Origin of the sequence: Limibacter armeniacum, from assembly GCF_036880985.1 — a bacterium.
Taxonomy (GTDB): domain Bacteria; phylum Bacteroidota; class Bacteroidia; order Cytophagales; family Flammeovirgaceae; genus Limibacter; species Limibacter armeniacum.
Genome location: NZ_JBAJNO010000008.1, coordinates 71,545 through 86,172, shown reverse-complemented (window position 1 = coordinate 86,172; position 14,628 = coordinate 71,545). Strand labels below are relative to the sequence as shown.

11 protein-coding genes are annotated in these 14,628 nt (G+C 41.8%); 2 read left to right on the top strand and 9 right to left on the bottom strand.

The window, feature by feature from the left end; genetic code table 11:
• Positions 1-17 precede the first annotated feature (17 nt).
• The 5 genes from V6R21_RS06230 to V6R21_RS06210 all read right to left on the bottom strand — a co-directional run bounded on the left by V6R21_RS06230 (position 18) and on the right by V6R21_RS06210 (position 8,617).
• Complete coding sequence (locus V6R21_RS06230) at positions 18-3,002, bottom strand: hypothetical protein (RefSeq protein ID WP_334241820.1); 2,985 nt, start codon at positions 3,000-3,002, stop codon at positions 18-20.
• Entirely contained in the window at positions 2,999-3,472 is a 474-nt protein-coding gene (locus V6R21_RS06225; protein WP_334241817.1) for a hypothetical protein, read from the bottom strand. The genes V6R21_RS06230 and V6R21_RS06225 overlap by 4 nt, the downstream gene beginning before the upstream one ends.
• 630 nt (positions 3,473-4,102) lie before the next feature.
• A complete protein-coding gene (locus V6R21_RS06220; RefSeq protein ID WP_334241815.1) occupies positions 4,103-4,585 on the bottom strand; it encodes a hypothetical protein in 483 nt (160 codons plus the stop codon).
• Between the two features lie 1,114 nt (positions 4,586-5,699).
• Positions 5,700-6,776: a tyrosine-type recombinase/integrase gene (locus tag V6R21_RS06215; RefSeq protein WP_334241813.1), complete on the bottom strand. Its 1,077-nt coding sequence runs from the start codon at positions 6,774-6,776 to the stop codon at positions 5,700-5,702.
• 920 nt (positions 6,777-7,696) lie between these two features.
• The gene (locus V6R21_RS06210) at positions 7,697-8,617 is read right to left on the bottom strand and encodes a transposase family protein (protein WP_334239830.1); all 921 of its coding nucleotides are present in this window, start codon (positions 8,615-8,617) and stop codon (positions 7,697-7,699) included.
• An 88-nt stretch (positions 8,618-8,705) separates the two neighbouring features.
• Here V6R21_RS06210 and V6R21_RS06205 point away from each other — a divergent pair, with 88 nt between their 5' ends.
• Positions 8,706-9,545, top strand: a complete 840-nt coding sequence (locus V6R21_RS06205) for a M57 family metalloprotease (protein WP_334241811.1) — start codon at positions 8,706-8,708, stop codon at positions 9,543-9,545.
• Between the two features lie 87 nt (positions 9,546-9,632).
• Here the strand turns inward: V6R21_RS06205 and V6R21_RS06200 are convergent, their stop codons facing one another.
• On the bottom strand, positions 9,633-10,640 hold the full coding sequence (locus V6R21_RS06200) for a sugar phosphate nucleotidyltransferase (protein WP_334241809.1): 1,008 nt from the start codon (positions 10,638-10,640) through the stop codon (positions 9,633-9,635).
• A 187-nt stretch (positions 10,641-10,827) separates the two neighbouring features.
• On the opposite strand from V6R21_RS06200, the gene V6R21_RS06195 reads away from it, so the two are divergent.
• Positions 10,828-11,871, top strand: coding sequence for a metal-dependent hydrolase (locus V6R21_RS06195; RefSeq protein ID WP_334241806.1), 1,044 nt, complete (start codon positions 10,828-10,830; stop codon positions 11,869-11,871).
• 65 nt (positions 11,872-11,936) lie between these two features.
• On the opposite strand, the gene arsB is transcribed toward V6R21_RS06195, so the two are convergent.
• From arsB to V6R21_RS06180, 3 genes are all read right to left on the bottom strand, one after another.
• Positions 11,937-13,019, bottom strand: a complete 1,083-nt coding sequence (arsB, locus tag V6R21_RS06190) for an ACR3 family arsenite efflux transporter (protein ID WP_334241804.1) — start codon at positions 13,017-13,019, stop codon at positions 11,937-11,939.
• A 24-nt stretch (positions 13,020-13,043) separates the two neighbouring features.
• On the bottom strand, positions 13,044-13,661 hold the full coding sequence (locus V6R21_RS06185) for a low molecular weight phosphatase family protein (protein ID WP_334241802.1): 618 nt from the start codon (positions 13,659-13,661) through the stop codon (positions 13,044-13,046).
• Between the two features lie 69 nt (positions 13,662-13,730).
• Entirely contained in the window at positions 13,731-14,621 is an 891-nt protein-coding gene (locus V6R21_RS06180) for an arsenite methyltransferase (protein ID WP_334241800.1), read from the bottom strand.
• Positions 14,622-14,628: the final 7 nt, after the last annotated feature.

The following is a 14,628-nucleotide window of genomic DNA, read 5'->3' as shown; positions in this document are numbered from 1 at the left end:
GATGGGAGGCTTTCTTGTTACCTGTTGGACATATTCGTATTGGAAGCATTGGAGATAAAACTCAGATCGCTCATGCTGTACTTCTTGTACCTTGGAGACTGCGGGTAGTTATCCACATAGAACACATCCCCTCTTATGTAGAGCGTATTTGAATACTGGTTAGGGCTTACTGATGTCATGTCAACCCCATGCACAGTTGCAGAAATCCAATCCCTTTCACTGGCAACCTTCACATTGTTGACAAAAGCGGCCCCATCGCTAATAAAGTACCCCCCAGACCCAACACTCAAGACAACATCCTTTACCGTGTTCTTGTCTGCATTGGCTGAAAAGGCCATGTTCAGCAGGTCCTCCCAGTAACCAACAGAGTCAGCATATACCGTCGTTGAATTATCCTGCTCATAGGAAGTCAAAGCGATGTAATTCATTGAAGGGGACGGGAAGTTGATCAGGTTCGGCACAACACTGTTCAGCTGCACCGGCAGGCTGCCAAACATCCGCCTATCGTCCTGGTTCAGGATAAGCCGCTCCAGTGAATCGGTATTGTAGAGCACCGTTTCGGTGTCACACAAATCCAGTCCCAACTCTTTCAGTGAGGTATTGCCTGACAGGTCAATACTGGTGGGCATGTTTCCGGAAGCATTGAACACCTCCAGGTTATCCTTGTTGATCGAGGCCATATCCACAATGAAGTCCGTATTTCCCTGCAACCCGTTAAAACCGTTCTGGTCCATTCTCTTAGGGGTGACCAGCTCCCTGAGGCTTGGCAGGTTGGAGGCCCTGAAATAGTATTCCTGATACCTGTTGAGGTGCAGCACTTCAAGGTTCGGGAAATTATCAAACACCAACCCCTGATACCCTGAGTCGATAATCGAGTTTCCATATGCGCCACGCCTGAACTCCACCAGCGAGGACTTGTCAAAGCCTGCATCATTCCAGAACGGGCTGAAGTACATCTGTGCCCAAGGCTCAAAGTATTTCAGGGACTTCAGGTTGATGATGTTCACCCTGGCAGCAGCATCACTGATCATGGAGAAAGGCATCAGCCACAGCGCCTCCACATGGTCCACATTCCCAAAGTCAATGGTCATTTGGTTGTTGGGTGGCTTGTATCCCCTGATCGATGCCCTCATAAAGTCCAGCGTGCCAAATTTTGGCACCACCAGCGGCTCTGGGGTGATGCCCTGCGTTATCGCATCATTTCCCCTGAACACAGTTATATCCGTGAGCTTGCGGGTATAATGGTACATCTTGTTGGTCGGGCTGGCATCACAATAAACATAGCGTGCCCACCTGAAAGGCTCTACCAGGTTGTTGATCTCATCCCTCATGTCCAGGGTGCAAGTGTCTTGCCCCTTGTACTTGTCGGCGGCTTCCTGCCAACTGTTTGAGCCTTGGTTTGCATTCCCGTTTGGAATAAAGCAGGAAACGATATCCGTGATGGCCTCATGGATGCTCTGCCAGATCGAACCCCCATTCACCCAGTCATTCCCTCCATTGTCCGTGAAAACCTCCTCAAACTTGGGGTGCATGATCTCAATGCCGGTATCATCATAGAACTGCTCCGTTGCTTCCGTGACATTGTCGTCAATCCCCTGTGAAAGCGCCATAAAGTCCAGCACCACAGTCCCTGTTGTCACGTCACCCTGCTCAATCTGTGTAATCATGTCCAGTATGCTAAGGTCAGTGTCCCTGAGTATTACCCGCATGGCACTGTCGAAAACCACCTGCGTAAACTGTGGCGCAACTGTCATCCTAAGCTTGCGCATATTAAGCCTGACAATGGCAGCAGGCTCCGTATGGTAAAACTCCAGCCTTGTACCGTCCAGACCTACCCAATTGCTCCTGTTCGTAATATTGAACTGGTAGGAATTGTACTGCCCTTTGGTGATGATCAGCCCTTCCCCTGAATTCTGGGAAAAGCAGTTCCGCATATCATACATGCCACCCTTCATATAGACTATACCCAACAGGTAAGTGGCCGTCGTGATGGTCCAGCCCTCACCGTTGCCATCAAAGTTTGGCCCACCCAATTTGGTCATCAGGTCAATACATGCCTGGTCAGGCTCCTGACCCGGTACCAATGGAAAACCTTCCTGTGTATCGCTGCTGTCTGTAGAGTCCGGAATAATAACCCCAATCTTAAATGTACGCCCCGTAAAGGTCAGATCCTCTCCCCGCAGATCCAGCTGCTGCAAAACCGAAAGCAGCTTATCCTTTGTCAGGATGGCATTGGTCATATCAAGGGTAAAGCCAGCCTGTTGCACCACATAGTCCGGCAATTGCAAATCCAAGTCCCGTCCATTTTTCAGACAGACATACGAAAGGGTACTCCAGTTCTGCTTCGTCAAGTCCAAAGTACCATACACCCCCGCATCACAAAAGTTAATGGCCGTCACGGTGGCCGGATCATCCACAATCAGATGAGAATACTCCTCAAAGTGGATCCACTCCGCAGGCTCACCGGTTTTCTGAACCAGCAATTGCTCCGGGTTGTCCCGGTACACCACCAGTGTAGGCGTTGCCGGCTCTGCAATGCTTCCCTCAAAGATCCGGCTCCTGTCCAGGCTCCGCTCTCCAGCCGTAAAAGCATGCGAGTTGCCTTGCGTTACCTGGCTACCCAGATCAAAACCAAAAGACATCCGCAGCGGTGTCTCCTTCGTTCCGATCAGTTTCTTTTCCCCCAGCTGGTTCGTGACCACACACACCACCCGCTCATCCTTTAGCTGCAGTGCCAGCTCCCGCACCTCCTCCCGATCCTTGGCAATACCAAACTGCAACTCCAGCTCAAAGTAGTCACCTTGCTTATCCGTCTTCATCGGCTCACGGTACCTACCCCCCAAAACATCATAGAGGTAATAGATCCCCTCTTCCGAAACAATGCTGATAGCGGTGGCCTTATGCGCACCCTCATAGTCAATGGAGCTGACATTGTCTGCCTTTACGACCACAATATCCTTGAAGCTGCCCCAGTTATCCGATTTTGCTCTACCTAGATTCATCTTGCCAGTTCACGTCTGATTTGAATTTCCTTAGTCATTTTGCGCTGCTCGCTCCGCTGCCAGAGCTTATAGCCCCGGGCAGTCTTGTACTCGTTCAGGCAGCAGATATCGTAAAGTTCCAGGAACTCCACCACTGCCGAACGGGCAGACTTTCCCGCCAGTTTTTGCGCCTGCACATAGGTCAGCAGCTTGAACTCAAATTCGTGTTTTAGTGCCGGAATGATATGGACAGCCCGCACACTGCACGAGCTTACCACTTCCACCTCCACCACCTGGCATTCTTCCTCCCCTTCCTCCAGATCCCCATCAAGCAAAACCAGATCCTGGTACCTGTTCTCAAACTGGCATCCGTACTCCATCTCGATATACTTGGCCAGCCAGCGCTCACACTGCAACATTAGCCGCTCCTTGCGGACCTGCCTGCTTTGCGCCTCCTGATTGCTGAAAATTGATAGTTGTTTGCCGTTCATTACCATAACGCTCTATGTTTCCCATAAAATTATAGGAAGTATTTATGAGGTCATAGTGGGCACAAAAAAGCCCCACTCAAACATGGCGTTGAGTGGGGGTGCACAAACATTCTAAAATTATCATATCACTTTTAGAATTCCTGTTACAAGGCAGCAGGTTTCTCAGCATATTATGATATTATCGACATACGCCCAATTTTACATTAGAAGTACCTATTAATTTAATGATTCTACACATTACACAGAAAGGCAACATGTTAACAACACAAAAGCCAGATAGTACAACCATCTGGCTTTATACGAAATAGATCAGGATCAGACTTTAGGGTCAAAAAAGCCTGATGCCTAAGCGTCTACTATAATTACAATTTTTTTTTGATACAATAAAGCCTGCCACAAAATGGCAGGCTTTAAATCTCTCTCTAGGAGTCAAGTATATTGGTATCCATGCGATCGAAAAACTACGTTTCAATCATATATAATTTACACAACCCCACCATTTCTTTACTTACCAATTCCGTTAATAAAGCAAAAAGCCCATCGCATAGCGACAGGCTTTATATAATTAAGAGCTAATAGTACATTAACTCTAATATTTATTTATTAAAAGAAGATAAACATTGTACTATCCTAAAATTTCAAAGCTACTCCTATTCCATTTGTTCCGATATTGAGTTTGAAAATATAACCTGAATCTTTTCCATAACCTGTGTTGTAATACTGAATTGCTTTTTGCGCATTTTTGTCAAACCATTTATTAAACGGTATGGCTAATAAAGCACAGCCCGCTCCAATATAAGCAAGGTTCCAATTAGGATCCCCATCACTGTCCAACCCTTGAGCCACTGGTATGGCAATTAAAGCCCCAGCAGTAATTCCTAGAAGTTGGCTCGCCAGAAAATTCAATGCCATAGGCTTGTAGTAAGCTTTCATTTCTGGATTATCCTTAAAATGCATAACCAACTGCTGCTGGTTCATTTCTACACCACATTTCTTGTAATACTTTTTCTTAAATAACCCTTTTTCAAAAGTCTCTATTGGCTCAATATCTGATTGTCCCATAGCCATACTTGTTAACATAGCAAATAGCATGAAGAAAAGTAGTTTTTTCATTATTGTAGAGTTAAGTATATAAGAAGCAACTGTATTGTAACAACTCTAATGCAAAAATAATTTACACAAAAAGCCCATCACATTGTGACAGGCTTTTCGTATCTCATTTCTAAACTAGATTTTTAGGATTGGTACTCCTAAATATGGCACCATAACAAAAAAACGGACAGATACTGTCCGCTCTTTTGAGGCCTATTTATATGTGAAAGTACAAAGCTGATCTTTTTTACACCAAAATGCAAATACCACAAAACCCGCCACTAAGGTGACGGGTTTTACAGTGAATGAATAAACATGAGTCAAGATACTTCTAGTACGTATACTTTTATAACAAACCAATCTCAAAAATAATTTACGCAAAAAGCCCATCACATTGTGACAGGCCTTTCACTACTCAATCATTACGTTTTTTAGGATCGGTATTCCTAATTCAGCACTAACAAAAAAATGGACAGAGGCTGCCCATTCTTTCTTGTGCTTTTTTTAATCTTAATTATTTATGAAGGTGCAAATTTCACCTTTTTTATACTCAATAGCAATTCTATAAAAAAAGCTTGCCTTCTGCTTAGGCAAGCTTTTATTCGTGTTTACAATCTTTAAGCTCCCTTCATTAGCCTAAAGATTACTACTGCTGTTAATTTTAGTCAGAAAGTATTACCCCTCTCTTCTTGGATAAAACTCTCAATTCAATAACAATTGCAGCCTATAATAATTCCCAAACCAATAAAAAAAAGCTTGCCTATGATGCGGAGACAAGCCTTTTTCGCATATGTCATGCTGTTGCTAATTGGCTAAGAAAGTTACGTCCGCTGCCTGTGGAATAACTCTCAACTACATAACATTTATAATACCTGAAAAATGCCTAAAACATAAAAAAAGCTTGCCTAGGGCTAAGGCAAGCTTTCCGTTTGTGCATAGACTCTTCCAGACCTCCTCCCAGGTCCAAAAGGCTAGTTATTGGCTGTATCTAAACCAAGAACACTTTCAGCCAAAAAATAATGCCCAAAAGCTGCCCACTTTTATACAAAAAGCGAAAAATAGATACCCTAAACTGCCCAAAACAGGCAAAAAGGTTGTATACAATTATCAATCTCTCAATATCAACTCCAGCTCCTCAATAATACTGATCTCGGTAATCTTCGCATAAAACTTCTCCGTAGTGGCAATATTGGAATGACCCAACCTCTTGAACAATCCTTTTCAAGTGCTTATTGATCATTGGATGACTCACGAATGGCAATACATAATCATATTTTTGCAGCAATTCGAGTGCCTTTTCGCTCAAAGGAACCAGAAACTCTTGATCGTTTTTTTGTCGATTTTGTCTGATATGTGGCGCCCTTCTGATATACTCCACGTGCTTATCATATCGAAATAAAGTATAGTCTATATAACTCATACCCGTATAGCAAAGAAACCGGAAGACATCAGCCGCTTTTTGTCTTGACTTGCTCCTAGGCTGATAAGCTTCCAGTTGCTTCAGTTCATCACGATCTAGGTAAATCATCTTTGACTTACTTTTAGGATTCAGTTTTAGATCTTTCAAGTGGTTATACTGTAGGTAGTCCTCTTCTACCGCCCAGTTAAGCATCATATTAAGCAGATTGAGTGCTCTAGCAGTGTAATGTTCCGAATAGCCTTTTTTTTTAAGCATCCATGTCATAAAATCCTTGCCCAAAGATTTCGTAATTTCTGCTATCAAGATGGTGTCTTTTCCTATTTCCTTGAAGTGATCCAGTATCTTATTCATTCTGTACCTATAAGCATCATAGGAAGAAGTAGTCACTTCCTCCTTTTTCTTTTCAAGAAATAGCTGAGCGCATTCTACCAGTTTGATATGTTTTCCTCTGTGTTGTTTGTTGTATTCATTCTGAAGCATTTTTGGTGTGATCTGCTTAAACTCTGGTTTCATTCGAGCGTAAAGCATCTTGATTTCATTTCTAAAGTTCTGAAGTAGCTGGTTGTCTGCGCTATGGTAAGATGACTTGATCAAGTCTCTAGTACCACCCCAATCAATTAGTTTGCATGTAATTCCGGTTGAAAACCCTGTACCCTTTTCGCCCTCACAATGGATACGTGCATAGATTGTTACGGAGTCTGAATTCTTTCTACCTCTTTGGTAGTACTGTACGTTTGCATTCACCTTTCTAAAGTTTTGATGAACAGCTACAATGACTGACTTAGATGTCATGGCAAAAAAATCTATAGGTTATTAAAAAATTGAATGCCAGTGAAAAAAGTCCTATCAATGTAGCATATATGTAGCAAAACGGCATCGAGCCTATTTCCAACTAACTAAAGCCATTGTAAATCAACAGCTTTACTAAATGTTACAAACAAAAAAACCACAAATGTACATAGTTACATCTGTGGCTTAACCACCTAAAAATCAGAATAAATAACATTTTGAACATGACACGGTTAGTCATGTTATTAGAATTATATAAAGAAGTAAAAACAAATCAGATTAACTTATAGCTCAAAGTTAACGACTATCCTTCAGTTATTGCATGCCTTTATCTACTGAGAAGGCTACACACTTCATTTTTTGAATTTCAATCTAAAGATCACTTCACTAAAGTTTACTCATAAGTGTTATATGTAACCAAAATATAAAAATCAGCCTCTTAACACAGTTAAATTAATTATTTGTATACCAAACACTTACAAATGAATCATCACATTTTATCAATGTCAATAACACCGAAAATTGCATACTTTTTTAGGGAAAAAATGCGCTCAAAACATTGTATTCTTAAAATATCACCTCAAAAAAGTTAACAACTTTAAATAAAAAGAATGAATATGATATTTCTAACAAATCAGAACAATAACTCTATTTACATTTATTAAACATTTGGGAGATAAATTCACAATAACGCAACCTAAACGTATCAAAAATATAACTTTAGTAATAATTCTTCCATTTTAGATTTTTGCACAAAACCCAACAAATAGAAATATACAAATACTTACATATCAATTACTTATGATTACTTTTTTGTGTTATTCTTATTGAGAATTGAAATAATATTTGTAATATCCCAATGTGTACACAACCAACATTCAATTATTTTATTATTTACTTTAGTATTTATCACGATTAACAATCTATGTATTAACAAGTCTTCTCCTTCGAGATCTGAAGTTATGTAAACCCGCTCCAATTTTCATCACTCTATCTAATGCCCCTTCTCTTCTTAGCCTGAAAATATCCTTGAGGATTCTGAGCCTTTTAATCCCGCAGATAGCATGCTCAACACGAACCCTTATACTTGCCAGCTTTCTATTCGCCTCTTTCATAAAATCAGGTAGCTCAATCCCTTTGTGTTTTTTGATAGGCACAATGAATGTAACATTATCAAGATCAATGCCCTTGAAGGCTAAGTCCCCCAGTAGCTTGATACCTTTTTTAGGAAAGGCAAACTGTTGTTGATCAAAAAGCTTTTTATCATGAATACTACCTGCTACAGTCTCAGAAAGATAGAGCACTTGCTTACCCTCTTTGTCGGTGATGACAAGGTTCTTGGTAGTATGTCTCTTCTTCTTTCCACTGTAGTTCATCTTTTGCTTTTCCGAGTCCTTTGGACGCTGTATGAGGCGTTCTACTCCATCCACTAAGAATACTTCACTCCAGTAAGGCTTAAGTTTTTTTCGAAACTCTTCCATTACATTGGCAGGTAGCTCTCCTACATAATTTAATGTTTGTAGTAAGCAGTTTCCCAGGAAATATAGCCATTCACTTACCTTACTTTGACTGATATTGAAATACAATCCTAGTGATTCTTGCGTGGGATTCTCCTTCAAGCTATATAGAATAAAAAAGAGTTTAGTCTCTATCCCTTGGAGACTGCTGTTACGGTAATCATCCAGCTTCTTCAAAGGCTTCCTGCGAGGCCTCCCTTTCATGGTATACTGCTGTAAGGCTTCAACATAAACATATGAGAAAATTCCTTCCAATTCTCTCAACTCTTCCTTGGTCAAGGACGTTAAACTCTGTAGGCGACGGGCACTTATGGATTTAGGTTTCACAACTAAATGAGTGCTTTGTCGCCTTCTTTTGTTCCTAATTCACAACTTTTTGTTAATCGTGATAATGTCTTTTAAACACCCAAATTTTATGAAAAAGTGGAGCGTAATTAGCGCCTTCATGCTCATTGCAGCAATGATGTTTTCTTCTTGTGAGCAACAGGATGTAGATTCACCACAAGAAGTATCTGATAATGTACTAGCTATTCTGACAAACGCTGGTTTTGATGTTAAAAACCAAGCACCTATTACATTCGAAGATGGTTACCTAGTAGAAGGGGATATTTATATTTCTGCTGCTGACCTTGCTTCTCTACAAGAAGGTAATGCACTACCTCACGACGAGCACTATCACACTACCAACCTTGTTGCTGTAAGCGGTAGCCGTAATATCACATTCTATGTACCACAAGGTGGAAAAAATGGCTATAGTGCTACTTATGTAGCAGCACTTGACGAGGCTATCTCTCGCTACAATGCTGAGAACCTTAGCATCACAATGTCAAGAGTATCTAGCAGCAGCCAAGCAGATATCGTATTTACAAGATTGCGTAAAGGCGATGAAAGAAGAGGCGTACTAGGTTCTGCTGGCTTCCCATCAAACAATGGTGCCCCTTATGGTGAAATCAAAATGAGTGGTATCCTTGAGTCTTCATATGGATTGAGCGTAAATGGTATCGCTACAATTATGGCTCATGAGATTGGTCACTGTATTGGCTTCCGTCACACAGACTTCTATGACAGAAGCATTAGCTGTGGTGGTTCTCCAAGCAATGAGGGTGCAAGTACTGTAGGTGCTGAATATATCCCTGGTACACCTGCTATCGGTGAAGTTCAGGCTTCTAAAAAATCTTGGATGCTTGCTTGTACTGATGGTGGTGACCGTCCGTTCAACAACAATGACAAAACTGCTCTTGACTACCTTTACTAAGGTCTGATCAGTCAGTTTATATAGCACAAAGCGGTATGGAGTTATTCCATACCGCTTTTATTTTGACTGTACTCGTCAACTAACTTATCAACTTCCAAAACGGATATCTGTGTGATCGCCAAGGTTCAGACTTTGGAATGCTCCTTTCAATGTGGAATCGTGCCCCACTAGTGAACTTTCCAGTATCAATTGCTCCAACTTACTGAAAGTCCCAATAATTGAATTCCTTACCACGCAACCATCGATAATCGAATCATCTCCTATCACTACGTTAGGTCCAATAATAGAATTCGAGATCTTGCAGTTCTTCCCAATTTTAACAGGCTGTATCAGCACGCAATTTTCACACTCTTCCTCTGTGGAAAGCGGGAAGTTGGGTCTTGCCAATAATGTGGCATTGGCTGCCAGCAAAGTATCCTTATGCCCACAATCAAACCAACTGTTTACTTCCATTGCCGTGAACTTGCTACCTTTTACCAACATCTGTTGCAAGGCATCCGTCAGGTGGAATTCATTATTAGTCGTTATCTCATTCTTGATAATGTAAGCGATTGCTTCAATCAATGCCTTGGCGTCATCAATCTTGTAGATGCCTACCAAACCAAGGTTGGACATAGGAATACGAGGCTTTTCTACCAACCTTTTGACATAACCATCTTTGCTCAGCTCAGCAATACCAAAATCAGTCGGCTTGTCAATTTTCCTGACCCCTACGGCACATCCGTCTATTTTCATAAACCGCTCAAAATCCAACTCCACAATAGAGTCTCCCAAACAAATCAACAACTCTGTCTCCTCTTTTAGGGATTCCTTAGCAGCCCAAATAGCATGTGCCGACCCTTCTCTGGGTACCTGCACGACAAACTCGAAGGTCAGGTCTTCATTATCCTTATAATGCGTTCTCACAAATTCCTCAATCCGTGTCCCCATATAACCGATAATCAGGACAAATTCCTTAAACCCCTTTTCTTTGAAGAAGTCTATGATATGACCGATAATCGGTTTGCCGGCAACTGGCAGCAAGGCTTTTGGTTGTGTGTTGGTTAAAGGACGCAGGTTAGAACCTCGTCCTGCTACAGGTATTACAACTTTCATAATCTTACAGTGTAGCGGTTGATAATCAGCTCTTCTGGCAAAGACTAAGTAGAAAAATCAACAGAAACAGTTTTTATTTTGTACAAATTAAGGAAAGCTGCTGATATTTAAAGGCGGAATAACCATTTCCGTGCTTACAATCACAAAGAAAAACAGGCTGAACAAACAGCTCTCACTATAACTGATTATGGATTCTGTAACACAAATTGTATTGGGCGCTTCGGTAGGAGAAGCTGTTTTAGGGAAAAAAATTGGTAATAAGGCAGCGCTTTGGGGTGCTGTAGCCGGTACTATTCCGGACTTGGATGTGTTGGCTAGTCCATTTTTGGATACTGTTGGAGAGTTGACGTTCCACAGAAGTGTTACCCACTCAATCCTCTTCTGTGTATTGGCTTCGCCATTTTTTGCTTGGCTATTACACAAATGGTATAGCCGGACAACGAAATTCAAGGATTGGGTTTGGCTCTTTTTTCTTGGGTTCTTTACACATACACTGCTGGATACCTGTACTACTTGGGGGACACAGCTGCTTTATCCGTTTAGCCATTATGGGTTTGCAACCTACTCTGTTTTTGTCGTTGACCCATTTTATACCATTCCGTTTATGGCATTGTTAATTGCGGCAATGTGTTACCCTAAAATCAGTAACAAACGTCGATGGTTAAATACGCTTGGGTTATTTGTCAGCACAGCCTATTTGGGATTAGGTTTTTTCAACCAACAAATAGCCGACAAGGTTTTTGAGCGGGCACTCCAAGCACAAGGAATCCAGTCTGAGCGTCATATCACCAAAGCGACTCCACTCAATGCATTTCTATGGACAGCTACAGCCGAAACTCCAGATGGATATTATACAGGATTCTATTCTATCTTTGATAAAAGTCAAGCTGTTGATTTTCTATATGCTCCTAAAAATCACACTCTACTTTCTACATTGGAGATGACACCAAAACTTCAAAGATTACTGGAGGTCACAAAAGGATACTATACGGTTGAAAAAGAAGGAAGTGATACGTACCTGATCAATGACCTAAGATTTGGTCAGTTTGATGGATGGAAAGGTAAGGCAGAAGGAAAATTTGTTTTTACCTATGCCGTATCAGAGCAGGATGGACAACAGACATTTGAGCAGCGACAGTACCGGTTCAAGCCTGACATGGCTTATATGAAAGCATTTTTCAGTCGGGTAATGGGAAACCCAACAGAGGCTTTGAGCTATCAAATGAAATAATACAAAACAGCCCCTTCATCTCTGAAGAGGCTGTTTTATTATGTATCTCTACCTAATCATCAAGCTTATGCAGCTTGCTTGTCGTATAACTTTTTCTTCAGCCAGAAAGCTAGGTTTACCAAAGCAATCAAGGCGGGCACTTCTACCAATGGTCCAATCACACCTGCAAAAGCCTGTCCTGAGTTGATACCGAAGACACCAATTGCAACAGCGATGGCCAATTCAAAGTTATTTCCTGCTGCTGTAAAGGCAATGGAAGCGTTTCTAGAATAATCAGCTCCCAACCATTTTCCCATCACAAAACTGATCACAAACATCAAAGTGAAGTAGATAACAAGTGGAATCGCAATGCGCAACACATCCATTGGAATCTGCACGATCATCTCCCCTTTCAAGCTAAACATCACCACAATAGTAAACAGTAAAGCCACCAGTGTAATAGGTGAAACTCTAGGTACGAACTGTTCCTCATACCAAGTTTTGCCTTTCGCTTTTACCAGTGCCATTCTTGTCAGCATACCTGCCAGAAAAGGAACACCCAAGTAAATCGCTACGCTTTCAGCAATCTCTCCCATGGTGATATTGACCTCCAGTCCTTCAAATCCAAACATTGGAGGCAATACGGTGATAAACAGGTAAGCATATACACTGTAAAGCAGCACCTGAAAGATACTGTTCAGTGCCACAAGTCCTGCCGCATACTCACGGCTGCCTTCTGCCAGCTCATTCCATACGATCACCATAGCAATACATCTTGCCAATCCAATCAAGATCACGCCGACCATATATTCAGGGTAATCCTGAAGGAAAATCAATGCCAAGGCAAACATCAGTACCGGACCGATGATCCAGTTCAACACCAATGACAGTGAGAGTACTTTTACATTGCTGAACACCTTACCCATTTCCTCATAGCGCACTTTCGCAAAAGGAGGATACATCATCAAGATCAACCCAATTGCCAAAGGAATATTGGTTGTACCCACAGACATACTGTTGATACCATCTGCCACTGATGGGAACAGGTAACCAATCCCTACACCAATAGCCATTGCCAAGAATATCCAAAGTGTCAGGTAGCTGTCCAAAAAAGAGAGTTTCTTGGGCTGCTTGTTGACGCAAACAGACTCCTGTGAAGTCATTTCCATTTTAATTTTTTGTTTAAAATCAGTTTAGCGAATCAGTGAAAAAGCATAGAATAGCTCACGGGCTATCTGGCGGCAACGCTCATCATATTTCTCTTCCTGCTGAGGTGTCCCGTCAAATGCTTTCGGATCCTCAAAAGGCAATGAGATACGCTGACCAGCAGATGGGATCACCGGACAATTCTCATCGGCATGTGTACAAGTCATCACTGCTGCAAAGCCCGACTGAGGGTTGAATGCGTGATCGTATGTTTTGGAAAAGCCAATAATTGCCGGCTGGTTTTCTGCATACTTGATGCTATAAACAGGATTGCTTTCTTCCGATAACTTATTGATCTCTAACCCTGCCTTTGAAAGTGCCTTCCCAGCTGAAGGAAACATAGCGGTCGCTTCTGTTCCTCCCGAATAAGCAAACACACCGCTGATACCATAATAGTAAGCTGCTACCTGCGTCCAAACCTGAGAAAGGTGGCTTCTGCGTGAATTGTGTGTACAAATCAGGGTAAGGTTCGCAATCCCTTCCTTTTCAAGGCTGTTTTCTACAAAATCAGCTACCTGCTTCAATAGTGGTTTTCTTTCCTCAGGAATCTGGTCAAATTCCGCTACAACCGATTCGATATAATCAGAAAGTGTTTGGTTGATCATGTCTGTTTGTCTTAAAGTAGTTTTATCCTAAAAACAGGCAGCAGACTGTATCTACTGCCCATTGATTTATTAGCAGCAACCTGAACCTGGTGTACAGGCATTACCACTTTGCAAATCCGAAAGTCGGATTTTTGGTTTGTCCTTTTTAGCACCCGCCTTTTCAGCATACACTGTTACGCTGTAAATACCAGCTCCTTCTGTCTTAAACTTCTCAACTTCCTCACCTGACAGGTACTTCTTCAGAATATCATCAGGTACAATGATCGGCTTCTCCTTTTGTATTGTCACCGACTGGAAACCATTTTCATGAATCAGGTTCAGATACTCAGACTTCTGAATGGCCCCTGACACACAACCTGCATACATTTCAGCTGCTGTCTGGATTTGCTCAGGAAGTTCTCCCACCAATACGATATCAGAAATACTGAAATGTCCTCCTGGTTTCAATACTCGGAAGATTTCCTTGATTACAGCATTCTTGTTAGGAACAAGGTTCAATACACAGTTACTAACCACAACATCGATAGTATCAGAAGTAACAGGCATATCCTCAATATCTCCTTCACGGAACTCTACATTATTGAAGCCCAACTTATCAGCATTTTCTCTTGCTTTTTTGATCATGGCAGGCGTAAAGTCCACACCGAGTACTTTACCTGTTTCGCCTGTTTCATGGCGTGCGACAAAGCAATCATTTCCCGCTCCTGAACCCAAGTCCAATACGGTGTCTCCTTTACTGATACGAGCAAACTGCGTAGGCAAACCACAACCCAAACCTAAGTCCGCATCCTGATTATAACCTTCCAGTTCCTCATAACTGTCAGTCATGATGTTGTAAACTTCCTGTGAGATCTCTCCAGAACCACAGCAAGAAGCTGCATTGATTGCCTTATCCTGCTTAGCAATCTCGCTATATTTTTCTTTGACAATATCTTTCAGTCTTTGTTCTTCCTGATTCATAATTCAA